Genomic DNA, 23,040 nt, shown 5'->3' on the forward strand with positions numbered 1-23,040 from the left:
TTGAGGCTTTGGCCATTGTCTGTTCTGCTACGACTTTGGAAAAACGAGCAAGTTCTCAAAACTAAAATTAAACGCTATAGCGCTTGGCGGGTAGCGTTTTGTTGCATTACTTACTGTAGACATCAGTAAGTATTGCCTTTCTGGAGACCCTCATGCCCCCGGTTCAGGATCAAGGCTACCGTTTGCGCAAGGACAACACGGCGCTAGACCATATTCCCGGTTCGTTTGGGCCACCTATTGTGGGCCACACCATCAGTTTGGTGAGGGATCTTCACGCTACCATCGATCGCCAGTATCAACAGTTTGGCCCGGTTTCCCGGTTCGGGCTGGCGGGCTTTAAAGGGGTATTATTGCTCGGGCCGGATTTGACCCAGGAAGTGCTGATGGACCCCGGCCGAAACTACTCGGCTGAGATGGGGTATCGCCGTTCCCTGGGCCGCTATTATCTGGGCTCGCTGCTACTGAGGGACAACGACGAACACCGGTTCCAGCGCCGCATGATGCAAACCGCATTCAAGGCAGAGGCAATGCGCCAGTATATTTCGGTGATGGGGCCAATGCTCTCTGAGGCGCTGGAGGGCTGGCGAAAAACACCTGAAATGAGGTGTTTTCCGGCAATCAAAAAAACCTTGCTGGATGTGGCTGCCACCATCTTTGTCGGGATGTCGCCTGAGGGTGAGGAAGCGCGCAAAATCAATCGCGCCTTTACCGATGTGGCCAATGGCATGATGGGGATCATCACCAAGGAACTGCCGGGCACCCGCCATGCCAAGGCTAAAAAACAGGAACGATTTCTGAAAGCCTTTTTTCAGAAGTTGATTGGCCAGCGCCGAGCCGGGACCGGCACCGATATCTTCAGCCACCTTTGCCGGGAGCGGGATGAATCCGGTGAGTATTTTTCTGATGATGATATCTGCGTGCAGATGAGCTTTCTGCTGTTTGCCGCCCACGACACCACCACCAGTGCGCTGAGTCATGTGCTGTACTATCTAGGTCAGAATCAGGCGGTCCAGCAACGACTGCGCGATGAGGTGATGGCCTTCGACAAGACGCTTCTCGATGACAGCGACCTGGCCAGCATGCCGCTGGTGGAATGCGCGGTAAAAGAAGCCCTGCGTTTGCATCCGTCGGTGATGATCATGCAGCGCAGAACCATTGGCGAGTGCGAGCTGGGTGGCTTTGCTATTCCGGCTGATACCCTGCTTTTCCTGGCGCCCCAGCATGTTCATAAAATGGCTGAGTATTGGGATCAGCCGGAGCACTTCGATATTGATCGCTGGCGCCCGCCACGGGAGGAGCACAAGCGTCACCCGGCCAGCTTTGTCGGCTTTGGCGGCGGGGCCCACAAGTGCATCGGCATGCACTTTGCCATGCTGCAGAGCAAACTGTTTCTGCATCAATTCTTGCGCCGCTACCGTTTCCGCTTAGCGGATAATTTCAGCACCAAAATGCAGACAGTGCCCCTGCCCAAACCGGTGGATAACCTGCCAGTGGTGCTGGAGCCGTTGCCCTGAATGGGGCCGGAGACGTTAGCGGCCGTGATAGTCCAGTGACCAGCGGCCCTGACCATCCACGGCCAAAGCGTCGGCCAAGACAGGTAGCGCGCTTTTCAGCTGCTCAGCGAGCTTCCAGGGCGGGTTAATAACATACATGGCGCTGCCCACCATGCCGCCGCTGCCCAGCGGCGCAACGCTCAAACTGCAGTGCAGCCAGTTGTCGGGTGCAATGTCGGCGAGGGCGGCGGCCATGCCGATAGATTCGGGGCGGTCGAGCAGGGGATACCACAGCGCGTACACGCCACCGGCAAAGCGCTTGCGACTGTCGCGCAGACTTTGGCAGGCCTTTTGGTAGTCGCTTTTGATTTCAAAGGGCGGGTCCATCAATACCAATGCGCGGCGACTGGGTGGTGGCAACAACCCCTTAATGCCGGCAAAGCCGTCACTCTGGTTGATTTTCGCCCGGCGATAAAAGCGCCGTTGCAGGGCGTCAGCGTCTTTTGGATGTAGCTCAAACAGGTGGGCGCGGTCCTGGGGCCGAAGCATGGCGAGGGCGATTGCCGGGGAGCCGGGGTAGAGGTTGGGCTGACCTTGGCGGCATTGGGCGACCACTGCCAGATAACGCTGGATCTCAGCAGGGACAGGGTCTAGCGACGCGAGTCGGCCGATGCCGCCGTCAAATTCCCGGTTTTTTATTGCGAAGGTGCTGCCGAGGTCGTAAAGCCCTGCGCCAGCATGGCTGTCGAGATAGCTGATGGCCGTGTCTTTCTCCAGCATATGATCCAGGATAAGTACCTGGGTCAGATGCTTGAGCACATCGGCGTGGTTACCGGCGTGGTAACCGTGGCGATAACTGAGCATGGCGGCCGATGTCTCTGCGGGGGCTTATTGCGGGTGGTTTATTCGTGGTGGCTTGCTCTTGATGGCCTACTCTTGATGGTAAGACACGCAGGTGGTTACTTCCTCGGCGGCGCCGAGAATGACGGGTACCCGTTGGTGAATATGGTCGGGCTGAATGTCCAGAATCTTGCCTTCGGGAGTCCACACTTCGCCGCCGGCCTGCTCCACCAAAAAGCCCATGGGGTTGGCTTCATACATGAGTCGCAGCTTGCCAGCCTGCTCGGGTTTGCGGTCATCCCAAGGGTAGGTGAATAGTCCACCGCGACACAGAATCCGGTGAACATCGGCGACCATCGCCGCCACCCAGCGCATATTGTAGTTTTTGCCCCGTGGGCCGTCTTTGCCCGCCATCAGTTCGCCAATGTAGCGTTGCATACCGCTGGCCCAGTGACGCTGGTTGGACATGTTGACCGAGAATTCGTTGGTATCGCTGGGAATGGCGACATTGCCAGCGGTGAGCAGGTAGCTGCCGCTGTCTGGGTCGAGGGTGAACATGGTGACACCCTTGCCGGTGCTCAGCACCAGCATTACCGAGGGGCCGTAGAGCACATAGCCCGCGGCCTTTTGGGCGCGGCCGGGTTGTAGAAACTCGGCCTCGGTTACTTCGCCGCTGCCACTGGACTCCAGCACTGAAAAGATCGTGCCGACCATGCTGTTGATATCGATGTTGGAAGAGCCATCCAGCGGGTCAAAGGTGACCAGGTAGCGACCGTCGGTGTTGCAGGCCACCACCGATTCTTCTTCTTCGGAGGCCAGTCCGCGCACGGCCGGTAATTTAGCCAGCGCCGCTTTGATCAGGTCGTTGGCGATGACATCCAGCTTCTTTTGGTCCTCGCCCTGAACATTTTCGGCACCCGCAGCGCCCAATACCCCTGCCAACGCACCTTTGGCCAGAGCCTGGCTGATGGCAATGCTGGTGTCGGCGAGTTGCAGGACAACGGTTTGTAAGTCAGTGTCGATATCTTGTTGGGAGAGTGCTTCAGGGAGGCTGGGGTACGGCATGCGGGGTGGTCCAATTGGCGGGAAAAGTATCATTATGCCATCGGCTCCGGTGTTGGGACAGCCGCTTTGCAAAGGCCTCTGATCTGACCTAGGGTTTAGCAACCATGTTCAACGACGAGAGGGAACTTGTCATGAAGCTGACGCGAAGGATTGCGTTAATCGGGGTGCTGATGCCCCTGTCTTTGTGCGCCGCCGACTGGGATGATTGCAAGCAGCGCAAGCGTGAGGCGCTGCGCCTGGAACAGGGTCTTGGCAAGGGCAAAAAAGTGTCAGGCTACAGCAGCGGCGCGGCGATGAAAGCGCGCCGCCGTGAACTGGAGCGTTGGCTGCGCAAAAATTGTCGCTATTATTCTAATCGTCTGCGGGATCTTGAACGGGAGAGTATGTAGCTCCCCGCGACAAGCGCAGACCCGATGAGATGATTCAAAAAGGATGACGTTATGAAACTGTTCGATACCCGAGTTTTGTTCTCAGGGTTGCTCGCGATGCTGGTCGCGGTGGGCGCCCAGGCCGGTGTAAAAGAAAAAAAGGTGATGTTGCCCGATGGCCTCGGTAGCGGTGTGCTCTATTTGAGTGACAAAAAAGCAGCCAAGGGGCCGGCGGTGGTTGTGGTCCACGAGTGGTGGGGCTTGAATGATTACGCGCGTCAGCGTGCAAAAATGCTGGCTGAGGCGGGTTACAGCGCCATCGCCGTGGACATGTATGGCACGGGCAAGGTTGCCGATCACCCGAAAGATGCCACCGCATTTATGAATGCCGCCCTGGCTGAGCCCGAAAAAATGAACGCCCGTTTTGATGCGGCAATGGCAATTCTCAAAGACCAGAAAGGGGTGCAGGTGGACCAGCTCTATGCCATCGGTTACTGCTTTGGCGGTGCGGTGGTATTGAACCAGGCCCGCCGGGGTGTGGATCTGGCGGGTGTGGCCAGCTTTCACGGCTCGCTGGCGACGGAGAATCCGGCCAAAGCTGGCGAAGTGAAAGCGGAGGTGTTGGTTGCCACGGGCGGTGCTGACCCGATGGTTCCTGCTGAGCAGGTGGCGGCAGTGACCGGAGAAATGGCGGCTGCCGGAGTGAAGCTAACGGTGCTGAACTTCCCCCAAGCCAAGCACAGTTTCACCAACCCTGGCGCGACGGCAGTGGGTGAAAAATATGGCATGCCGCTGGCTTATGATGAGGGCGCAGATAAAGAAAGCTGGGCAGCGTTAATGAACATGTTGGCCAAGTGAGGCCGGTGGCCGTCAGAGAGGGATGTGAATGGCAAAGACGTATAAGGTGGCGAAGAGCCCAGTGCATGGCAAAGGGCTGTTCGCCGCGAGAAATATCGACAGCGGCGAGGTGCTAGGCTATTGCAAAACCCGCAAGGCAAAGGAGGCGGGCATTCACACCCTCACCCTCGATGATGGCCGTTTGTTCGATGTGACCTGCACCTTGAAGTACATTAATCACAGCAAGCGCGCTAACGTGAGTTACTACGATGATTTCTCGGTGGTGGCGCTACGCGATATCCCCGCCGGCGAGGAATTGCTCCACGATTATGGTGACGAGTGGAGCTAATCTGCCCGTTACCACCACTCCGCCAGGGCCACCACCACAAACAGCAATAGTCCCGCCAGCAAGAGCACGTTGCTGGCGATGCTATTGCGCCCGCCGCCGCTCAAGTAGCGGTTGTTGAGATACAGCAGGGTGAGCGCCAGAAAAGGCATAAAAAATGCGCCCGCCACCGAATACACCAGCACCAGCCATACCGGCTTACCAAACTGCAGCAGCAGTAGCGGCGGCACTGCCATGTAGAGTAAAAAGCCGCGATAGGCGCGCCCGCGGGTGTCGACCTCTCCGCGCGCTTCGCCCCGCTGGCGAAATTGCCGCAGGGTATCGGCAAAGAGATAGGGCACCCCCTGCCATACCCCGAGCATCGAACTGAACACCGCCGCCCAAAACCCCGCCAGAAACAGCCCGCGAAACACACTGCCCAGATTGGCACCGAGGCTATCGGCCATCGCCAACAAGATGCCCAAACCGCTGGCATCGGTCGGAGCGGCAGCGGCGGCCAGCAGCATGATGCCCATGGCAAACAACGCGGTGAGTGAATAGGCGGCGATCAGGTCGACCCGGGCCTGGGTAAGGTTGTCGGGTGAGCGCCAGCCCTTTTCGTTCATCCAGTGGCCGTAACATAGCAGGGTAAGGCTGCCACCCACCCCGCCCAGCACCGCCAACACCATGGTCAGACTGTCCTCGGGGAAGTGGGTTGGAAGCAGCGCTGGAAGAATCTCGATCTGCTCAAAATCGGTCGCTGCCACCGCCGTCAGAACGGTGACAAACATCAGCCCGATAAGCACTTTCATTGCGGTTTCCAGCAGGGGGTAACGGCCGAGGGCAATCAGGCCTGCGGCGGCAAGGGTCTGAATGGCGGCCCAGGCGTTGATGCTCAATGCCGGAAACACGGTGTGAGCGGCCAGGCCGCAAGCAGCCATTAACGCCGCCGCGACGAGAAAGGCCCAAACAAGCAGGTAGAGAAAGAAATAACCCGCGACCCAGCGGGGCAGGTGCCGGTTCCAGCCGCTGAGCAGGCTGGTGCCGGTGCACAGTTGCCAGCGGGCCAGGCCTTCGTTCAAGCCAAACTTGATCAGTGCTCCCAGCGCCACCGCCCACAACAGGGCGCTGCCAAACTGGGTGCCGGCCGCTGCGGCCGTCACCATGTCCCCGGCGCCGAGGCCGGTGGCGGCGATGACAATGCCTGGCCCCAACTGTGCCAAAGTGCTCAAAGGTTTCACGCTGTCTCTCTCAATGTCGGCTCAATGTCGGCTCAATGTGGGCTCAGCTTGCTGGGGTATAGTAGCATTTGCCTTATAGGCGGTTACCGTCGCCGCGTCGTTTATCAGTACAGGATGCCGTTCCGTATATGACCCATGACAGTGATCTCCACCGTTTGAAAACCGGCGCCATCTCCCGCCGTTGGGAGCTCTCCAAAGCGGGGTTCCGCTACGGCAGCCGAGCGCTGCGCGACTCCGTCATGTCTCGGCTATCGAGTGATGAAGATGCCGCCAGCCAGCGTCGCCGGGAGAACATCGATTTCTTTGTGGCGGAGCTGGGCCAGCTCAAAGGCAGTGTTGTCAAAATCGGCCAGATGATTGCGACCTACGGCGACTACCTGTTACCGCCCGAGGTGGTGGATGCCTTGCACAGCCTGGAGGACAGCACCCAGCCCATGTCCTGGCGGGCCATTGAAAAGGTACTCAAACAGGAGCTGGGCGAAGCGCGCCTGGCCGAGATGGACGTGGAGCCCCAGGCCCTGGCAGCCGCGTCGCTGGGTCAGGTGCACCGGGCTACCCTGCGCAGCACCGGCGACGCGCTGTGCATCAAAGTGCAGTATCCGGGGGTGGAAGATACTATCGATGCCGATTTTGGCGCGGTCATGCGGCTGCTGAAGCTGTCTCGCCTGCTACAGTCCACCCGCAGTGCCGAGGACTGGTTCAGCGACATTCGCGAGCTGCTGCACAAGGAGGTCGACTACGAACAGGAACGCCGAGACATGGATTTTGTGCGCGAGGCGCTCAAGGACGATTCTCGCTTTGTCGTGCCGCGCAGTTTTTCTGAATTCTCAACCCGGCGGGTGCTGACGATGAGTTATGAACCGGGTGTCAGCGTTGGCTCCGCCGAGGTGGCCGAGCTCAGCCAGGCCCGCCGCAATCGCCTGGGACAGGCCATACTCGACGAATTTCTCACCGAGCTGTTTGTGTGGCGGCGCATGCAGACCGACCCCAATTTTGGCAACTTTCGGGTGCGCATCGATGAGGCTGGCGCTGCCGATCAACTGGTTTTGCTGGATTTTGGCGCCATGCGTTTGCTGCCCGAGGACTTTGCCGCCGAGTTTTGCGCGATGATGGTGGCGGCCTATCGCCGTGATCGGCAGGCCTTTCGTGACTACTCCATCAGTCTCGGGTTTATGAAGGCCCACTTTCCCGAGGAGGTGCTACGAAATTTTGTCGATATCGGTATCGATATCGCCGAGCCCCTGCGCCAGCCCGATGAGACCTTGCCGCCCCAAGCGATCAGCGCCGACGGGCTCTACGACTGGCGCCGCAGCCAGTTACCCAAGCGGGTTGCCAAGCGGGCATTGGATGCCTCCATCAGCAAGTACTTTGCCCTGCCGCCCAAGGAGTTTTTGTACGTCATGCGCAAGTTAATGGGGGTGTATGCCCTTATTGCCCAGGCTGACGCCCATTTTGATGGCGAGGCCTCGCTGAAGCCCTTTCTTTAGGCCGTTTTGGTAGGAGTGCATTGCCGCGATGCAAATGTTCTGGCAATAAAAAAGGGGCCTGCAAGAGGCCCCAAGATCGAGGGTATTAGGATGAATCACTTTCTTAGTGCCTGGGTGGGTACAAAAGTTCCTAGCCCCTGAAAATTTACATCATCGATTTTGCGATGCCTTCCACATCCAGGATCAGCTCAACGGTTTGTGAAGCCGGACCCAGGTCGTAGTCGATACCAAAATCCTTCAAGGCAATCTCGGTGGTGCCGGTGAAACCCTGGCGGTAACCACCCCAGGGATCCTTGCCGCCGCCCACTTCAGTCACATCAATGACGACCGGCTTGGTCACCCCGTGCAGGGTCAAATTGCCTTCGAGCTTTGCCTTACCATCCGAAGTGGGGGTAAAGCGGGTGCTTTTAAAGGTCGCGGTGGGAAATTTGTCGGTGTGCAGGAAGTCTTTGCCGCGCAGATGCTTGTCCCGTTCGGCATGGTTGCTGTCGAGACTCGTGACGTCGATGGTGACATTGACTGACGACGCTTCGGGCTTGTCTTCGTCGTACACAAAGCTGCCTTCGAAGTCGTTAAAGCGGCCGTACAGCCAGCTGTAGCCCAAGTGTTTTATCCGAAACTGGATAAAGGCGTGGGCGCCCTTGGTGTCGATAGTGTATTCGGTGGCATGGAGCTGTGAGCTCAAGCCGAGGATCAATGCAAAGCCGAGAGCGGATAGGCGTTTCATGTGAAGCTCCTGTCAGGGTTTTTGAGGGTGGTTGGATTGCCGACGGCTCCGGCCCAGCATTTTGACCAGGGTGGTGCCGCCATCGAAAAAGTGGTGTTTAAGTGCCGCAGCGGCATGAACCGCTGCCACCGCAATAAGTGCCCAGGCCAAGATCTCGTGGATTTCACCGGCAATATCCTCCTGGTTGGGCAGCCCCTGGATCAGCGCTGGTATCTCGAACCAGTCGAACACGCTGATGGCCCGACCATCCGCGGTGGAGATGAGATAGCCCGCCACCATGATCGCCAGCATCAGCACGTACAGTGATAGGTGCGCCGCGCTGGCGCTGATCTTCTCCCAGGGATGCAGGTCGGGGTCGTGGGCGGGCTTGGGGTTGATCAGTTTCCAGACGATCCGAAACAGCAGCAGAGCGAGGAGGATCATCCCCACGCTTTTATGAATGTAGGGGCCAAGGCGATACCACTCGTCGTAGTACGACAGACCGCGCATCCAGAGGCCCAAGGCGAACATGGCGACGATGGTCGCGGCCATGCCCCAGTGCAGGGTAATGCTGACCCAGCCATAGCGACTCTCCGTGTTTTTCAATGGCATTGTCTGCGGGCTCCGCTGCGAGTAATAGTGCTCAGTATAGAAAGATTTATTTGATAAAAAAGCGCAATTAGTCGCGCTAAAGCATCAGAAATGTTGATTGGTTTTGGCTAGGTAAAAACCCCTATACGCAAAATTGCGGCAGCGGTGTAGGGTTTTTAGATCTCGCAAGAGGAGAAGGGGCAGCCATGCACGGAATCGCACAGGCCAGTAACAGCAAGCAAGCTTTGCGCAGCGGTGATGATCTCCCGGTTGCCCCGCCGCGCAGTCGCCGGATAGTCGCCATTACCGCTCGGGACAAGGGTACTCGCTGGTATTTCAAAACCCGGGAAGGGGTGCTAGTAGGGTCCTTTGCCAGCGAAAGGGAAGCCGAAAACGGGGTGCAGGACTTTGTCGATTTCATGGTCACTGCCCCGGCGGAAATGCGGCAGCGCTATCTGGTTCATCTGTTAAGTCAATAAGATTCTGCAACTCGCTCAGCCCTCTGAGCTTGGGCCTGCCTTGGTCGTTACCAGGGGGTGGGATTCAAGGGAAGGGAAATAAGTGGGCGATGCCCTTGTCTTTGCGTGGTTGCGATCGCCCAAGGGGCCCCAGCGTTGAGCCCCGATGAGGTGGCGGCCCATCAGGTCGCCACAGCTGTCAAACTAGCGCTGTAATTCCTGCAGCATGCGTTTGACCGGTTCCACTTGGTTCATGGTGTAAAAGTGAATCCCGGGGGCGCCGCCTTCCATCAGAATCTGGCACAACTCCGTCACAAACTCCTCACCGAACTTGGTCACGCTCTCCTGATCATCGCCATAGCCGCTGAGCTTTTGAGTCAGCCAGCGGGGAATGTCGGCGCCGCAGTTTCGTGAAAACCGTGCCAGATTGGTAAAGTTAGTGATGGGCATAATGCCGGGATAAATGGGCTTATCGATACCGGCCTTTTCGCAGTCTTCTAGGAAGTAAAAATAGGCATCGGCATTGAAGAAATACTGGGTGATGGCGCTGTTGGCACCGGCATCCAGTTTTTGTTTCAGGTAGTCGATGTCCTTGGCATAGCTTGGCGCATCCGGGTGAATCTCCGGGTAGGCCGCCACTTCAATCTCAAAGTGATCGCCAGTGTGTTTGCGGACAAACTCCACCAGCTCACGGGCGTAAATCAGCCGGGTGGCGCCCATGCCCGAGGGTACGTCGCCGCGCAGGGCAACCATGCGATCAACGCCCGCGTTTTTGTAGTCATTGATGAGTGACAGCACGGTCTCTTCATCGTCGCCACCAAAGGAGAGGTGGGGCGCCACCGACAGGCCCGCGGCCTTGGTTTCCAGCACAATGTTCTTGGTGTTATCCCGGGTGGAGCCACCGGCACCGTAGGTTACCGAGAAAAAACTCGGGTCAAGTTCGGCCAGCTCGGCGCGAACCGTTTGTAATTTTTCCTTGCCTGCCGGTGTTTTCGGCGGGAAGAATTCAAAACTGAAGCGTGGGGACATGGTTGGGTCCTGTTGGTGTTCGTCTTGAGCTGCTAGTTGTGTCTAGCAGCTGAACGCTGGACGGGAGACGGGAGACGCAAAAGATGGCCCTTTACTGAAACTCTCTCCCGGAGGAGAGTGGGCAGAGTTGCGGCGGCGAAGCCGCATTTCTTTTGCGTCTCCGGAGCGCCGGGCGCCCGTCTCCCGTTCCGCGTCTCCCGTTAGTACTTATAACTCTCCGGCTTAAACGGCCCTTCTACCGGCACGCCAATGTACTTAGCCTGTTGCTCGGTCATGCGAGTGATGACGCCGCCAAAGCCGCGCACCATTTCGGCGGCCACTTCTTCGTCGAGCTTTTTGGGCAGCACTTTCACATACAGCGCGGCCGCTTTGTCGGCGGCGGGCAGCTCGGCGAACTTCTGCTCCCACAGGTAGATCTGAGCCAGCACCTGGTTGGCGAAGGAGCCGTCCATAATGCGGCTGGGGTGACCGGTGGCATTGCCGAGGTTCACTAAGCGGCCTTCTGAGAGCAGGATCAGGTAATCGCCGCTGGCTTCGCTGCGAGCCACTTTGTGCACCTGGGGTTTCACTTCCTGCCACTGCCAGTTTTTGCGCATATAAGCGGTGTCGATCTCGCTGTCGAAGTGACCGATGTTGCACACCACGCAGCCGTTTTTCAGGGCTTTGAGCATATTGGCGTCGCAAACATTTACGTTGCCGGTGGTGGTGACCAGCAGGTCTGTGTTCTGCAGCAGGGCGCGATCAACGCAGGCTTCGCTGCCGTCGTTCAAGCCATCTTTGTAGGGTGACACCACTTCAAAGCCGTCCATACAGGCCTGCATGGCACAGATGGGATCGACCTCGGTCACTTTCACAATCATGCCTTCCTGGCGGAGGCTGGCGGCGGAGCCTTTGCCCACGTCGCCGTAGCCAATGACCAGGGCTTTCTTGCCGGATAACAGGTGGTCAGTGCCGCGCTTGATGGCATCGTTCAGGCTGTGGCGACAGCCGTACTTGTTGTCGTTCTTGGACTTGGTGACGGCGTCGTTGACGTTGATGGCGGGCACTTTCAGGGTGCCGGCTTCCAGCATTTCCAGCAGGCGGTGAACCCCGGTGGTGGTCTCTTCAGAGATGCCGTGAATCTTGTCCAGCATCGCCGGATACTTCTCGTGCAGCACCAGCGTCAGATCGCCGCCGTCATCCAGGATCATGTTGGCGTCCCAGGGCTGACCGTCTTTGACGATGGTCTGCTCAATGCACCACCAGAACTCTTCTTCGGTTTCGCCCTTCCAGGCAAAGACCGGAATGCCCGCCGCCGCAATGGCTGCCGCAGCGTGGTCCTGAGTAGAGAAGATGTTGCAGGATGACCAGCGTACTTCGGCGCCCAATTCCACCAGCGTCTCGATCAGCACGGCGGTTTGAATGGTCATGTGAATACAGCCCATGATCTTCGCGCCCTTGAGCGGCTGATCGGCTTTGTATTTTTCGCGCAGGGCCATCAGCGCCGGCATTTCAGTTTCAGCGATTTCAATTTCCCGGCGACCGTACTCGGCCTGGGACATGTCGGCGACTTTGAAGTCGGTGAAGGTGGTGGTTGCTGCGATTGCGGTAGTCATAATAGGTGCCTCGTTTGCGTGACGCTGGACGGGAGACGGGAGACGCAAAAGCGCTCAGCCCCTAGCCCTGAGTCGATTAATTAGAGCGGCAAGTTTTGCAAACACACGCTCGAGTTCTGGATGCCAATTTTGCTCTTGCTCTACGTAGCCGAGTTGTGTGGCGATGATCATTTGTGTTTCCAGCTCCGCCAGTGATCCTCTGGCAATAAATAAAAATCTCAAAAATTCTTTGTCTGGGTCTCGGACTGCGCCCTCGGCGATATTGCTCGGCACACTGATTGCCGAGCGCCGCATCTGGCTAGTTAGCCCGAATCGCTCATCGTCCGGAAAACGGCTGCTTAGCTCATAAACCTGCTGAACTAATGCCATGGCATCCCGCCAAACATCCATCCTGATATGCCGCCGTTCCATGGCAGTCTCCTATTTAGTATCGGGTTCAAAGGCTGGTGTCCCGCCTTTGCGTCTACCGTCTCCCGTCCAGCGTCTCCGGAGCGCCGGCCGCCCGCCTCACAACGCCGCCTTCAGCGCCTCCGCCTTGTCCGTCTTCTCCCAGCTAAACGCAGTGGCGGTCTCACTGCGCTGCTCGCCGCCTTCTTTAAAGGTGTAGGTGTGCTCATAGGGCTCGCGGCCAAAGTGGCCGTAGGCCGCCGTGGGTTGGTAAACCGGGTGGGCGAGGTCGAGCATTTTGGTAATGCCGTAGGGGCGCAGGTCGAAAACCTCGCGCACGGCGGCGATCAGTTTGTCGTCGCTGACTTTGCCGGTGCCAAAGGTGTTGATCGAGATCGACGTGGGCTCGGCGACGCCGATGGCGTAGCTCACCTGAATTTCACAGCGGTCGGCCAGACCGGCGGCGACGATGTTTTTGGCCACGTAACGGCCAGCATATGCCGCGCTGCGGTCGACCTTTGAGGGGTCCTTGCCGGAGAAGGCGCCACCGCCGTGACGGGCCATGCCGCCGTAGGTGTCGACGATGATTTTACGGCCGGTCAGGCCGCAGTCGCCCACGGGGCCACCAATCACAAATTTGCCAGTGGGGTTGATGTGAAATTTGGTGCCGACGTGGAGCAGCTCGGCAGGCAGCACGTGCTTGATAATTTCTTCCCGCACGGCCTCATGGAGGACCCCCTGGGAGATATCCGGGCTGTGCTGGGTCGACAGCACCACGGCGTCGACGGCCACGGGTTTGCCGTTTTCATAGCGCAGGGTCACCTGGCTTTTGGCGTCGGGACGCAGCCACGCCAGCGCGCCGTTTTTGCGCAGGTAGGCTTGACGCTCAACCAGACGGTGAGAGTAGAACAGCGGTGCGGGCATCAGCGAATCGGTTTCGTTGGTGGCATAACCGAACATCAGGCCCTGGTCGCCGGCGCCCTGATCCTCGGGCTTGGCCCGGTCAACACCCTGGTTGATATCCACGGACTGTTTGCCGATGGCATTCAGCACCGCGCAGCTGGCGCCGTCAAAACCCACGTCGGAGCTGTTGTAGCCAATGCCGGTGATCACGTCGCGAATAATATCTTCCAGGTCCACGTAGCAAGAGGTAGTGACCTCGCCAGCGACAATGGCCATACCGGTTTTAACCATGGTCTCCACCGCGACCCGGGCGTATTTGTCCCGGGCGATAATGGCATCGAGTACGGCGTCAGAGATTTGATCCGCCATCTTGTCGGGATGGCCCTCAGAGACAGACTCGGAGGTAAACAGGCTGTAGTCAGACATGGTTGTCGCATTCCTCATTTAATTCGCCGGCCAAACACCGGGGCTAATCACTAGGGTTCGGTTTTAAGTATTACTGCCGGGTTTTACAAATTGTCGAACCTGCACCCGAAAGCCATTGAGCTGGGCGAGGTAAGCGGCGGGGCCTTCCTCAAATCCTGCCGACTGGGCCCACTGGCTCAGGTCATCGGGTTCAAAGCCCAACCAGATATCGCCGCAGGCTTCCCGGGCCCAGCTCTGGTCGTGGTGACACAGCTCGGTAACGCAAAAAATGCCGCCGCCGCGCAGCAGACGCCACACATCGGCAAAAATATCGCCGGGTGACGGCACGTGGTGGAGCACCATATTGGCGACCACGCAGTCGGCCTGACCCTCGGGCAGTTGCGGAGAGCTGCTATCCCCGAGCAGGGCTTCCACATTGGCTAGCCCCTGCGCTTCAATAAATGTGCGTGCCCGGCCCAGCATCGATTCGGCATTGTCCAGGGCGATCACCCGGCGGTAGCGGGCAGCCAATGGAGCCAGAAATGCGCCCTCGCCGGGCCCAATTTCAATCGCTAATTCGCCCCCCCTGGGCTGCTGGCTGGCAAGCAACTCGGCGGTGCTGGTGCCGTACACATCAAAGTCGACCATCTGCTCCTGATGCTGGCGAAACTGGTCGGCATTGTCGGCAAAGAAGGCGCTGGATGACGCCGCCCGCTCTTTGAACACGGTCGCCAATCTTGTCTCTGTGTCGCTATCCAGGGCGATGTCATCAACATTGCTCATCAGCGCGCTGTGCAATTCTGCCAGGGCCCCGGGCGGCGCCACGCTGCGCCGGTAAAACAAGCTATTACCTTCCCGCCGTTTGGTGACCAAGCCCGCGGTGGCCAGAATTTTCAGGTGATGGCTCATCCCTGACTGGCGGATGGCAAAAATCGAACACAGCTCCTGCACCGTGTAGGTGTCCTGGCTCAGCACCCGCAGAATCTGCAGGCGCAGGCCGTCCGCAGCTGCTTTGCAAAAGCGCAGCAGAGCGTCGTTGTCGCCTTCATCCGCGACGGTAGTGGGCAGGGGGCTGCTTAACATGCGGGGCAGTTTAACAGGGTAGATGCCTATATCAAAATATTTTGATATAGGCTTGTTGGGGTTGAGTTGTTGTTTGTTGCCGCGATGGGCCCCGGCTAACCGCCTGATGTGCATGCTGGAAAGGGTGAGCCGCTTTGAGTCTGGTAACGCTGGACCCCGGCTCGGGGCCGGGGTGACGACATTGGGGCGGAGGGTTTTCAGTCTTGTGACCAAGCATGTCATTCCGGGCGCGCTTTTAGCGACCCGGAATCCAAAGTGCGGAGGAGGTGATGTTGGCTGGGCCTTGGCCCGTCCTCGGCTCGGGGGAAGGGCGAGCTTACAGGTACTTCAGCCAGTCGTCGGTGAATTTATCGATCTGCTTGTACACGTGGTCAAAGGCTTCCCGGCTTTTGCGATAGGGGTCGGGCACCTTTTCATTTTGCGACCACTTGCCCAGCAAAAAGGCCTTGCCGCTCACCTGAGGCGCGATCTCGCTGATGCCCTTCAGGTGCTCCTGCTCCATTGCCAGAATCAGGTCGGCCTCCATCAAAATGCTGGAGCGCAATTGCCGGGCGCGGTGCTCGCTGGCATCAATGCCGTGTTCAAGCAGAATTTTGCCGGCGGTTTCGTCAATGGGTTTATCGACCAGGGCGCCGAGTCCGGCGGAGTGGATGGTCAGCCCGGGCTTGCCCGCCAATTTGTGTTTGAACATGTATTCGGCGGTGGGGCTGCGGCAGATATTGCCGATGCAGACCAAAAGAATATTTTTGAACATCCAGACCAGGTCCTGAGCAATCCTTGGGAGGGGGTAATTTTCCCCGGCGGGGGAGCGGGGCGCAAGGGAATCCCCCAATTCGGTGGGGATTTCCGCCTATTTCCCGCCAGACGAGGATAAATGGCCATTTTTACGGTTCTGCTATTTGCTGTCTTGGAGCCGGTAAGGGAAAATACCGCCTCTTTTATCACCCGCGATCTTTGACCAGTAAATCAGGAGCTCCCGATGCCCTCTCGCAGCGACCTCGCTAACGCCATTCGCGCCCTCAGCATGGATGCCGTCCAAAAAGCCAACTCGGGTCACCCCGGCGCTCCCATGGGCATGGCGGATATCGCCGAAGTATTGTGGCGGGACTATATGCGACACAATCCTGCCAACCCCAGCTGGGCCAATCGGGACCGCTTTGTGCTGTCCAACGGCCACGGCTCGATGCTGATTTACTCACTGCTGCACCTGACCGGTTATGACCTGTCCATTGATGACCTGAAAAACTTCCGCCAGCTGCACAGCAAAACCCCGGGTCACCCCGAATACGGCTACGCGCCGGGGGTAGAAACCACCACAGGCCCGCTGGGGCAGGGCATTGCCAATGCCGTGGGCATGGCGGTTGCCGAGAAAGTACTGGCCGCCCAATTCAATCGTGACGGTCACGAGATTGTCGACCACCACACCTATGTCTTCCTGGGTGACGGCTGCATGATGGAGGGCATCTCCCATGAGGTTTGCTCACTGGCAGGCACCCTGGGTCTGGGCAAACTGATTGCCTTCTATGACGACAACGGCATTTCCATCGACGGTGAAGTGGAAGGCTGGTTCACCGACGATACCCCCGCCCGGTTTGCCGCCTACGGCTGGCAGGTGATCCCCGCAGTGGATGGCCACAACAGTGCCGAGGTGGCCAAGGCCATCGAGGCCGCCCGCGCTGAAACCGGCAAGCCCACTTTGATCTGCTGCAAAACGGTGATCGGCAAGGGCTCGCCCAACAAGCAGGGTAAAGAAGAATCCCATGGCGCACCGCTGGGCAATGACGAAATTGTACTGACCCGGGAAGCCCTGGGCTGGTCCCACGGCCCCTTTGAGGTGCCAGAAGACATCTATGCGGGCTGGGATGCGCGTGATACCGGTGCCCAGGCCGAAGCCGCCTGGGATGAAACCTTTGCGGCCTATCAAGCGGATTACCCTGAACTGGCTGCCGAGTTCTTGCGCCGCACCCAGGGCCAGCTGCCCCCTGACTTTGACGCCCAGGCCCAGGAGTTTATCGCCCGCTGTCAGGACGAGGCCAAAGATGTGGCGACTCGCAAGGCCTCCCAGCTCTGTCTGGACACCTACGCTCAAATGCTGCCCGAACTGCTGGGCGGCTCTGCCGACCTGGCCGGCTCCAACCTGACCTTCTTCAAAGGCTACAAGGCCATCACCGCCGAGGATGCCAGCGGTAACTACCTGCACTACGGTGTGCGCGAGTTTGGGATGTCGGCCATGATGAACGGCATTGCCTTGCACGGCGGCTTCATCAACTACGGCGCCACCTTCCTGGTGTTTATGGAATACGCCCGCAATGCCGTGCGCATGGCGGCGATCATGAAGCAGCGCAGCATCTTTGTTTACACCCACGACTCCATTGGTCTGGGTGAAGATGGCCCCACTCACCAGCCCATCGAGCAACTGGCCTCGCTGCGCGGCACCCCCAATATGTCCATGTGGCGGCCCTGTGATATGGCCGAGTCGGCAGTGGCCTGGAAGGCGGCGCTGGAGCGCAACGATGGTCCCACCGCGCTGATCTTCAGCCGCCAGGGCCTGCCCCATCAGCGCCGCAATGCAGCCCAGCTTGCCGCTGTGGCCAAGGGTGGCTACGTGCTGAGCGACTGCGACGGCGAGCCCGAGGCCATCATTATTGCTACCGGTTCCGAAGTGCAGCTGGCCATGGAAGCCAAAGGCAAGTTGCTGCAAATCGGCCGCCGCGTGCGCGTGGTGTCCATGCCCAGCACCGACACCTTCGATGCCCAGGACGCCTACTACAAAGAGTCGGTGCTGCCCAGCAACATTCTGGCCCGGGTCGCCATTGAGGCTGCTCACAAAGACTTCTGGTACAAGTATGTGGGTTTGGACGGTCGCATTATCGGCATGGACAGCTTCGGCGAATCTGCTCCGGCGGCGGCGTTGTTTGAGCACTTCGGCATCGACTCTGAGGCCGTGGTTGAAGCCGTCGAGGAAATGCTCAGTTAATGTTGCGTCTGGCCATTAATGGCTACGGCCGAATCGGCCGCTGTGTTTTGCGGGCCCTGTATGAGTCCCCCCACCGGGATCACATGCAGATTGTGGCCATTAATGAACCGGCCGATTTGGCAACCATCGCCCACCTGACCCGCTACGACAGCACCCACGGCCGTTTTTTTGGCAAGGTGGAGGCATCCGCCGGGGAGCTGCGGATCAATGGCGACACCATTGCCATCAGTCATCACGAGCAGCTTCAGGACATCGACTGGACCCGCCACAATATTGATGTGGTGCTGGACTGCTCCGGCACAATTGTTCGTCAGCAGGAGCTGGAAAAACACATCATCCAGGGGGCGCGCCACGTCCTGCTGTCTAATCCCGGCGAAGCGGGATTGCCCACTATTGTGTATGGCCTTAACCATCACGAGCTGAACGCCGAGGTGCGGGTGGTTTCCAATGCCTCCTGCACCACCAATGGCATTGCGCCGGTGATTGATGTGTTGCACCAGGCCTTTGGGGTGCGCCACGGCTGCATCACCACCCTCCACTCGGCAATGAACGACCAGCCGGTGCTCGACGGTTACCACCATACTGACCTGCGTAAAACCCGGGCGGCGGGCATGTCGATGATCCCCGTTGATACCGGTCTGGCGGCGGGCATCGGGCGCATTCTGCCGGCCCTTGATGGGTGTTTTGAAGCCCGTGCCGTGCGTATTCCCACCCATAACGTGACCGCCATGGAAATGAGTGTCACCCTGCGGGCGTCGGTGACCCAGCGCGATGTGAATGCCGCGCTGCAGATGGCGGCCAAGGGGCGGCTTGCAGAAATTCTCGGTTACAGCGACGAGTTGCTGGCTTCCTGCGATTTCAACCACGACCCCCGCTCATGTATTGTCGACGCGGGCGAAACCCGGGTCGCGGGGGATATGGCCAGCGTGCTGGTGTGGTTTGATAACGAGTGGGGTTATGCCAACCGGATGCTCGATGTAGTGGCACACTGGTTGCACTAAATTTGGTACCCAGGCCGGGATTGCAAATGGCCGTCGTCTGTTTGCAATCTGATTTCGGTAGGCTGGCAGGCCGCCCGGAGCGCGGCAACAGATTGTTTAGAAAGAAAAATCTCATAGGGAAACGAGTATGACCGTTCTGAAAATGCGCGACCTTGACCTCGCTGGCAAGCGCGTCCTGATTCGTGAAGACCTCAATGTGCCGGTAAAAGGCGACACCATTACCTCTGATGCGCGTCTGCGGGCGGCCCTGCCCACGCTGCAGCAGGCCTTGGCGCAGGGTGCCAAGGTCATTGTGATGTCACACCTTGGCCGCCCCACCGAGGGGGAATACGAGGAGCAATACTCCCTCAAGCCCGTCGCCAAGTACCTTTCAGAGGCGCTGGGGCAGGACGTAGCCCTTGTTGCCGATTGGCAACAGGGCATTGAGGTAGCAGACGGCCAGTTGGTGCTGCTGGAAAACGTGCGCTTTAACAAGGGTGAAAAGAAAGACGACGAAACCCTGTCCAAAGCCTACGCGGCCCTCTGTGACGTGTTTGTGATGGACGCCTTTGGCACTGCCCACCGGGCCCAGGCCTCTACCCACGGCGTGGCCAAATTTGCCCCCGTCGCCTGCGCCGGCCCGCTGCTGGCCGACGAGCTGGAGAATCTGGAAAAAGCCCTGAAGGAACCCGCCCGGCCCATGGTCGCCATCGTGGCTGGCTCCAAGGTGTCCACCAAGCTGACCGTGCTGGAGACCCTGTCCGAGAAAGTGGACCAGCTGATTGTCGGTGGTGGTATTGCCAATACTTTCCTCGCTGCTGCCGGCCACAATGTCGGTAAGTCGCTGTGCGAAAACGATTTGATTCCCCAGGCCGAGTCACTGATGGCCAAGTGTGAAATCCCCCTGCCAACTGATGTGGTGGTGGGCAAGAAGTTCGACGAGCACGAGCCCGCCAGCCTCAAATCCCTGGCGGATGTTGCCGACGACGATATGATTTTCGATATCGGCCCCGACTCTGCCGCCGCCCTGGCTGACATTCTCAAAGAGGCTGGTACCATCATTTGGAACGGCCCGGTGGGTGTCTTCGAATTTGATCAATTCGGCAGCGGCACCGCCGCCATTGCCGCCGCCATTGCCGATTCCTCCGCCTTCTCCATTGCCGGAGGCGGTGACACCCTTGCAGCCGTCGACAAATACGGCATTGCCGACAAGGTTTCCTACATTTCCACCGGCGGCGGTGCATTTCTTGAGTACGTAGAGGGCAAGGTGTTGCCCGCGGTTGCGGTACTGGAAAGTCGGGCTGCGAACAAATAGGGAGACGCTGGACGGGAGGCGCCGCGACAGTCGTAGCGTTTCCATCTCCCGTCGAGCGTTCTGCAAACTCACAACGGTATATACAAACAGGGACTTACTATGGCACTTATCAGCATGCGTCAATTGCTGGATCACGCCGCCGAATATGGCTACGGCGTGCCGGCCTTTAACGTCAACAACCTCGAGCAGACCCGTGCAATCATGGAAGCGGCCCGGGCCACCAACAGCCCGGTGATCATGCAGGCCTCAGCCGGTGCCCGCAAATACGCGGGAGCGCCCTTTCTGCGGCACATGATTCTGGCGGCCATTGAAGAATTCCCCGAGATTCCGGTGGTGATGCACCAGGATCACGGCACTAGCCCCGCCATTTGCCAGCGCTCCATTCAACTGGGCTTCAGCTCGGTGATGATGGACGGCTCCCTGGGCACCGATGGCAAAACCCCCACCGACTACGACTACAACGTGGACGTGACTCGCACCGTGGTAGAAATGGCCCACGCCTGTGGCGTGTCGGTTGAAGGTGAGCTGGGTTGCCTGGGCTCATTGGAAACCGGGCAGGCCGGCGAAGAAGATGGCGTGGGCGCAGAGGGCACCCTGAGCCACGACCAGATGCTCACCGACCCCGAAGAGGCGGCCGATTTCGTCTCTAAAACCGGTGTCGATGCCCTGGCCATTGCCTGCGGCACCAGCCACGGCGCCTACAAATTTACCCGCCCGCCGTCAGATGACATTCTGGCCATTGGTCGCATTAAAGAAATCCACGCCCGCATTCCTGATACCCATCTGGTTATGCACGGCAGCTCCAGCGTGCCCCAGGACTGGCTGGCCATCATCAATGAATTTGGCGGCGAAATCCCCGAAACCTATGGTGTGCCCGTCGAGCAAATCGTTGAGGGTATCAAATACGGTGTGCGCAAAGTGAATATCGACACTGACCTGCGCCTGGCCTCTACCGGTGCCATTCGCCGCTTTATGGCCAAGAACCCCAGCGAGTTTGACCCGCGCAAATACCTGAAGGAAACCATCACCGAAATGAAGGCCATTTGCGTAGCGCGTTATGAAGCCTTCGGCACCGCCGGCAATGCCAGTAAGATCAAACCACTGAGCCTGGAAGCCATGTTTGGTGAGTACGAATCTGGCAAGCTGGACCCGAAAGTGAAATAAACCGAGTCAGCTACGGCTTATTTGTAACGGTCGCCCTCGGGCGGCCGTTTTTTTTGGCTGCGTTATGTGGCCGTGTTGGGTGATAAGATTGGCCAGCGATTCTCGGCTCTCACTGCAACTAATCTCGAAGTATTTTCTGCCCTGAAAGACTGTGGAATACTGATTGTCGGAAAAACAGAAGTCGCACGGCAATGGCGATCTGTGTAGCAGCTAAACATGAATGGAAGCGAGAAAAGGCGAACACGACATGGACGTGAACTCCCCTCATCCTTTCGCTCTCCAATGACCGCTCCGAAGCCGGTGCGGGTCTGCTATCGTGAACGTTCCGCGGTTTTCCCGGCGCTGCAGTTGGCGAGCTAAAAATGTTTAACCATTTTAGTGGGTTGGAAAAGGCCGAAACGAGGAGTGAAAATTATGATGACTTCACGCTAATAATTATTATGCGGCCGTTTGCCTCATTAATGCGCGGTTAGTTTCTTATGGATATCTGCATGATTTTAAAATGGTTACCGATATTCAAAGATGTAGTGCTGTCTCTTGCGGCGATGACTACTATGTATGTGGCCATTTATGGCTTGAATAAATGGCGAGAGGAACATCAGGGGAAAGTACGATTCGACGCTGCGAAAGAGTTGCTTTCGTCCATTTGCAGCGTAAGAAATAACTTTGAAATCGTTCGTTCAGGCTGGCTGGATGCATCCGAGTTCCCATCAGAATATTCATCAAAGCATCCAAGCGAGAAATCAACGAAAGACAGGGCTGACGCAACGTGGCACGTATACAAGAATAGGTTAGAGCCACTGATTGAAGCGATGAATTCTCTCGACACCACTCTGATTGAGGGTGAAGTACTGTGGGGAAGTGAAGTAAAAGAGCAGGGTCGTAAAATTAATGCGAGTTTTAACAGGCTTGTGCGCTCTATCAAAGAACTTATTACTGAAGAGTATCGTGGGATTGATAACCCCAGAGATGATGTAATCATAAGATATCGTCAAGATGTATCGGCAAGCCGTGAAGCTGAAGATGAACTTTCTTTGCAAATCCGATCATCGGTTAAGTACTTTGAAGAGCTTTTGGAACCTTATATTCGACGGTAACGCAATTAACAAGCGACTGCTGCAGCAACGCGATAAGGGTGCGTTGCTGGGACGGCATGCGCGTTGCTTCAATGTCCCTGAGTGAGGGCGTTATATGGACTGAGAAATATCTATGCTGCAAGAGATATATAAAAAACTTAAAAAAAGAAGCCCTAAATCAAAATTGTACATAGGAACAATTTTTGTAAACGAAAGAAGCAAGTTTAAGGCATTAATCGAATTAGATTCTTATAGCCAGTATACCCCAAATGATCTAGAGCAATGGATAGTCGACCTTTTAGCGTTGCCGATGGAGCCGACCGAAGCCCTCGATGAGAATGCGGTTGTGCTTGATATTGCTGTTACCAAGTACCAAGTCGGCACCGACATCATGCTTTGCAGTGACCCCCTGATTCCTCTCCTCTGGCGCCCAAGTGTTAAAACAAGAGTTCGTCTTCGCAGGCTAAGAGATGGTAAGGTTCTAGGTGAGTTCTCTGCGAAATCTACCATGAGCTGGCGAGAGTTCTTATCAAAAGCAATGAGCCTGAAGGCGTGGTTTTTGTTCAAGTCCTCTATACAGGAGGAAGATATCCAGCGGCTTTTGGGTAAGGCATTACTTGATTCTCTACAATGGGCAAAGGTAAGAGTAAATTCATAACAATCAAAGGCAGGTCGGGGAATTTCGTGGCCTAGAGTATCCTCCCCCAAAAAGTAG

At 57.7% G+C, this 23,040-nt stretch carries 23 protein-coding genes; 12 read left to right on the top strand and 11 right to left on the bottom strand.

Features of this window, described 5'->3' with window-relative positions:
• The first annotated feature begins 152 nt into the window (after window positions 1–152).
• Window positions 153–1,514: a cytochrome P450 gene (locus tag NCG89_RS11025; protein ID WP_251086589.1), complete on the top strand. Its 1,362-nt coding sequence runs from the start codon at window positions 153–155 to the stop codon at window positions 1,512–1,514.
• A 15-nt stretch (window positions 1,515–1,529) separates the two neighbouring features.
• Here NCG89_RS11025 and NCG89_RS11030 read toward each other — a convergent pair whose 3' ends face one another.
• On the bottom strand, window positions 1,530–2,357 hold the full coding sequence (locus NCG89_RS11030; RefSeq protein ID WP_251086590.1) for a 23S rRNA (adenine(2030)-N(6))-methyltransferase RlmJ: 828 nt from the start codon (window positions 2,355–2,357) through the stop codon (window positions 1,530–1,532).
• A 66-nt stretch (window positions 2,358–2,423) separates the two neighbouring features.
• Complete coding sequence (locus NCG89_RS11035; RefSeq protein WP_251086591.1) at window positions 2,424–3,398, bottom strand: class 1 fructose-bisphosphatase; 975 nt, start codon at window positions 3,396–3,398, stop codon at window positions 2,424–2,426.
• 131 nt (window positions 3,399–3,529) lie between these two features.
• Between NCG89_RS11035 and NCG89_RS11040 the strand changes: the two genes are divergently transcribed.
• Genes NCG89_RS11040 through NCG89_RS11050 form a run of 3 tightly spaced genes read left to right on the top strand, consistent with a single transcriptional unit; the run spans window position 3,530 to window position 4,952 of the window.
• Window positions 3,530–3,787 carry a hypothetical protein gene (locus NCG89_RS11040; RefSeq protein ID WP_251086592.1) on the top strand — a complete coding sequence of 86 codons (258 nt, stop codon included), beginning with the start codon at window positions 3,530–3,532 and terminating at the stop codon, window positions 3,785–3,787.
• 51 nt (window positions 3,788–3,838) lie between these two features.
• Entirely contained in the window at window positions 3,839–4,624 is a 786-nt protein-coding gene (locus NCG89_RS11045) for a dienelactone hydrolase family protein (RefSeq protein ID WP_251086593.1), read from the top strand.
• Window positions 4,625–4,652: 28 nt separating this feature from the next.
• A complete protein-coding gene (locus NCG89_RS11050; protein ID WP_251086594.1) occupies window positions 4,653–4,952 on the top strand; it encodes an SET domain-containing protein in 300 nt (99 codons plus the stop codon).
• 8 nt (window positions 4,953–4,960) lie between these two features.
• Here NCG89_RS11050 and NCG89_RS11055 read toward each other — a convergent pair whose 3' ends face one another.
• Window positions 4,961–6,169 (bottom strand): Nramp family divalent metal transporter, encoded by a 1,209-nt coding sequence (locus NCG89_RS11055; protein WP_251086595.1) that lies wholly within the window; start codon window positions 6,167–6,169, stop codon window positions 4,961–4,963.
• A 128-nt stretch (window positions 6,170–6,297) separates the two neighbouring features.
• Here NCG89_RS11055 and NCG89_RS11060 point away from each other — a divergent pair, with 128 nt between their 5' ends.
• Complete coding sequence (locus NCG89_RS11060; RefSeq protein ID WP_251086596.1) at window positions 6,298–7,656, top strand: ABC1 kinase family protein; 1,359 nt, start codon at window positions 6,298–6,300, stop codon at window positions 7,654–7,656.
• 145 nt (window positions 7,657–7,801) lie between these two features.
• Here NCG89_RS11060 and NCG89_RS11065 read toward each other — a convergent pair whose 3' ends face one another.
• Both NCG89_RS11065 and NCG89_RS11070 read right to left on the bottom strand, forming a co-directional pair.
• Window positions 7,802–8,383, bottom strand: coding sequence for a YceI family protein (locus tag NCG89_RS11065; protein WP_251086597.1), 582 nt, complete (start codon window positions 8,381–8,383; stop codon window positions 7,802–7,804).
• A gap of 12 nt (window positions 8,384–8,395) precedes the next feature.
• Window positions 8,396–8,974 (bottom strand): cytochrome b, encoded by a 579-nt coding sequence (locus NCG89_RS11070; protein ID WP_251086598.1) that lies wholly within the window; start codon window positions 8,972–8,974, stop codon window positions 8,396–8,398.
• Window positions 8,975–9,159: 185 nt separating this feature from the next.
• Between NCG89_RS11070 and NCG89_RS11075 the strand changes: the two genes are divergently transcribed.
• The gene (locus tag NCG89_RS11075; RefSeq protein WP_251086599.1) at window positions 9,160–9,432 is read left to right on the top strand and encodes a DUF6316 family protein; all 273 of its coding nucleotides are present in this window, start codon (window positions 9,160–9,162) and stop codon (window positions 9,430–9,432) included.
• A 183-nt stretch (window positions 9,433–9,615) separates the two neighbouring features.
• Here NCG89_RS11075 and metF read toward each other — a convergent pair whose 3' ends face one another.
• The 6 genes from metF to NCG89_RS11105 form a co-directional block, all read right to left on the bottom strand.
• The gene (gene metF, locus NCG89_RS11080) at window positions 9,616–10,440 is read right to left on the bottom strand and encodes a methylenetetrahydrofolate reductase [NAD(P)H] (protein WP_251086600.1); all 825 of its coding nucleotides are present in this window, start codon (window positions 10,438–10,440) and stop codon (window positions 9,616–9,618) included.
• Window positions 10,441–10,640: 200 nt separating this feature from the next.
• Window positions 10,641–12,035 carry an adenosylhomocysteinase gene (ahcY, locus tag NCG89_RS11085; RefSeq protein ID WP_251086601.1) on the bottom strand — a complete coding sequence of 465 codons (1,395 nt, stop codon included), beginning with the start codon at window positions 12,033–12,035 and terminating at the stop codon, window positions 10,641–10,643.
• Between the two features lie 54 nt (window positions 12,036–12,089).
• Window positions 12,090–12,446 (bottom strand): four helix bundle protein, encoded by a 357-nt coding sequence (locus NCG89_RS11090; protein WP_251086602.1) that lies wholly within the window; start codon window positions 12,444–12,446, stop codon window positions 12,090–12,092.
• Between the two features lie 96 nt (window positions 12,447–12,542).
• On the bottom strand, window positions 12,543–13,751 hold the full coding sequence (gene metK / locus NCG89_RS11095) for a methionine adenosyltransferase (protein WP_251086603.1): 1,209 nt from the start codon (window positions 13,749–13,751) through the stop codon (window positions 12,543–12,545).
• A 63-nt stretch (window positions 13,752–13,814) separates the two neighbouring features.
• Window positions 13,815–14,813, bottom strand: coding sequence for an ArsR/SmtB family transcription factor (locus tag NCG89_RS11100; RefSeq protein WP_251086604.1), 999 nt, complete (start codon window positions 14,811–14,813; stop codon window positions 13,815–13,817).
• 316 nt (window positions 14,814–15,129) lie between these two features.
• On the bottom strand, window positions 15,130–15,567 hold the full coding sequence (locus NCG89_RS11105; protein WP_251086605.1) for a low molecular weight protein-tyrosine-phosphatase: 438 nt from the start codon (window positions 15,565–15,567) through the stop codon (window positions 15,130–15,132).
• A 225-nt stretch (window positions 15,568–15,792) separates the two neighbouring features.
• On the opposite strand from NCG89_RS11105, the gene tkt reads away from it, so the two are divergent.
• The 6 genes from tkt (at window position 15,793) to NCG89_RS11135 (ending at window position 22,983) form a co-directional block, all read left to right on the top strand.
• On the top strand, window positions 15,793–17,790 hold the full coding sequence (tkt, locus tag NCG89_RS11110; protein ID WP_251086606.1) for a transketolase: 1,998 nt from the start codon (window positions 15,793–15,795) through the stop codon (window positions 17,788–17,790).
• Window positions 17,790–18,791, top strand: a complete 1,002-nt coding sequence (locus tag NCG89_RS11115; protein ID WP_251086607.1) for a type I glyceraldehyde-3-phosphate dehydrogenase — start codon at window positions 17,790–17,792, stop codon at window positions 18,789–18,791. The genes tkt and NCG89_RS11115 overlap by 1 nt, the downstream gene beginning before the upstream one ends.
• Window positions 18,792–18,918: 127 nt before the next feature.
• On the top strand, window positions 18,919–20,085 hold the full coding sequence (locus NCG89_RS11120) for a phosphoglycerate kinase (protein ID WP_251086608.1): 1,167 nt from the start codon (window positions 18,919–18,921) through the stop codon (window positions 20,083–20,085).
• A gap of 99 nt (window positions 20,086–20,184) precedes the next feature.
• Entirely contained in the window at window positions 20,185–21,249 is a 1,065-nt protein-coding gene (fba, locus tag NCG89_RS11125) for a class II fructose-bisphosphate aldolase (RefSeq protein ID WP_251086609.1), read from the top strand.
• Window positions 21,250–21,740: 491 nt separating this feature from the next.
• Window positions 21,741–22,346, top strand: a complete 606-nt coding sequence (locus NCG89_RS11130) for a hypothetical protein (RefSeq protein WP_251086610.1) — start codon at window positions 21,741–21,743, stop codon at window positions 22,344–22,346.
• A 112-nt stretch (window positions 22,347–22,458) separates the two neighbouring features.
• On the top strand, window positions 22,459–22,983 hold the full coding sequence (locus tag NCG89_RS11135) for a hypothetical protein (protein WP_251086611.1): 525 nt from the start codon (window positions 22,459–22,461) through the stop codon (window positions 22,981–22,983).
• Window positions 22,984–23,040 lie beyond the last annotated feature (57 nt).

The organism is Spongiibacter taiwanensis (assembly GCF_023702635.1).
Classification (GTDB): Bacteria; Pseudomonadota; Gammaproteobacteria; order Pseudomonadales; family Spongiibacteraceae; genus Spongiibacter; species Spongiibacter taiwanensis.

Excerpts from the sequence above, each read along its gene's own strand:
- NCG89_RS11035 (WP_251086591.1), bottom strand. The coding sequence starts at position 3,398 with ATGCCGTACCCCAGCCTCCCTGAAGCACTCTCCCAACAAGATATCGAC.
- NCG89_RS11030 (WP_251086590.1), bottom strand. The coding sequence starts at position 2,357 with ATGCTCAGTTATCGCCACGGTTACCACGCCGGTAACCACGCCGATGTG.
- metK (WP_251086603.1), bottom strand. The coding sequence starts at position 13,751 with ATGTCTGACTACAGCCTGTTTACCTCCGAGTCTGTCTCTGAGGGCCAT.
- NCG89_RS11105 (WP_251086605.1), bottom strand. The coding sequence starts at position 15,567 with ATGTTCAAAAATATTCTTTTGGTCTGCATCGGCAATATCTGCCGCAGC.
- NCG89_RS11075 (WP_251086599.1), top strand. The coding sequence starts at position 9,160 with ATGCACGGAATCGCACAGGCCAGTAACAGCAAGCAAGCTTTGCGCAGC.
- NCG89_RS11040 (WP_251086592.1), top strand. The coding sequence starts at position 3,530 with ATGAAGCTGACGCGAAGGATTGCGTTAATCGGGGTGCTGATGCCCCTG.
- NCG89_RS11130 (WP_251086610.1), top strand. The coding sequence starts at position 21,741 with ATGATTTTAAAATGGTTACCGATATTCAAAGATGTAGTGCTGTCTCTT.
- NCG89_RS11115 (WP_251086607.1), top strand. The coding sequence starts at position 17,790 with ATGTTGCGTCTGGCCATTAATGGCTACGGCCGAATCGGCCGCTGTGTT.
- NCG89_RS11135 (WP_251086611.1), top strand. The coding sequence starts at position 22,459 with ATGCTGCAAGAGATATATAAAAAACTTAAAAAAAGAAGCCCTAAATCA.
- NCG89_RS11090 (WP_251086602.1), bottom strand. The coding sequence starts at position 12,446 with ATGGAACGGCGGCATATCAGGATGGATGTTTGGCGGGATGCCATGGCA.
- NCG89_RS11050 (WP_251086594.1), top strand. The coding sequence starts at position 4,653 with ATGGCAAAGACGTATAAGGTGGCGAAGAGCCCAGTGCATGGCAAAGGG.
- NCG89_RS11025 (WP_251086589.1), top strand. The coding sequence starts at position 153 with ATGCCCCCGGTTCAGGATCAAGGCTACCGTTTGCGCAAGGACAACACG.
- NCG89_RS11060 (WP_251086596.1), top strand. The coding sequence starts at position 6,298 with ATGACCCATGACAGTGATCTCCACCGTTTGAAAACCGGCGCCATCTCC.
- NCG89_RS11120 (WP_251086608.1), top strand. The coding sequence starts at position 18,919 with ATGACCGTTCTGAAAATGCGCGACCTTGACCTCGCTGGCAAGCGCGTC.
- NCG89_RS11065 (WP_251086597.1), bottom strand. The coding sequence starts at position 8,383 with ATGAAACGCCTATCCGCTCTCGGCTTTGCATTGATCCTCGGCTTGAGC.
- metF (WP_251086600.1), bottom strand. The coding sequence starts at position 10,440 with ATGTCCCCACGCTTCAGTTTTGAATTCTTCCCGCCGAAAACACCGGCA.
- NCG89_RS11100 (WP_251086604.1), bottom strand. The coding sequence starts at position 14,813 with ATGTTAAGCAGCCCCCTGCCCACTACCGTCGCGGATGAAGGCGACAAC.
- tkt (WP_251086606.1), top strand. The coding sequence starts at position 15,793 with ATGCCCTCTCGCAGCGACCTCGCTAACGCCATTCGCGCCCTCAGCATG.
- NCG89_RS11045 (WP_251086593.1), top strand. The coding sequence starts at position 3,839 with ATGAAACTGTTCGATACCCGAGTTTTGTTCTCAGGGTTGCTCGCGATG.
- ahcY (WP_251086601.1), bottom strand. The coding sequence starts at position 12,035 with ATGACTACCGCAATCGCAGCAACCACCACCTTCACCGACTTCAAAGTC.
- fba (WP_251086609.1), top strand. The coding sequence starts at position 20,185 with ATGGCACTTATCAGCATGCGTCAATTGCTGGATCACGCCGCCGAATAT.
- NCG89_RS11070 (WP_251086598.1), bottom strand. The coding sequence starts at position 8,974 with ATGCCATTGAAAAACACGGAGAGTCGCTATGGCTGGGTCAGCATTACC.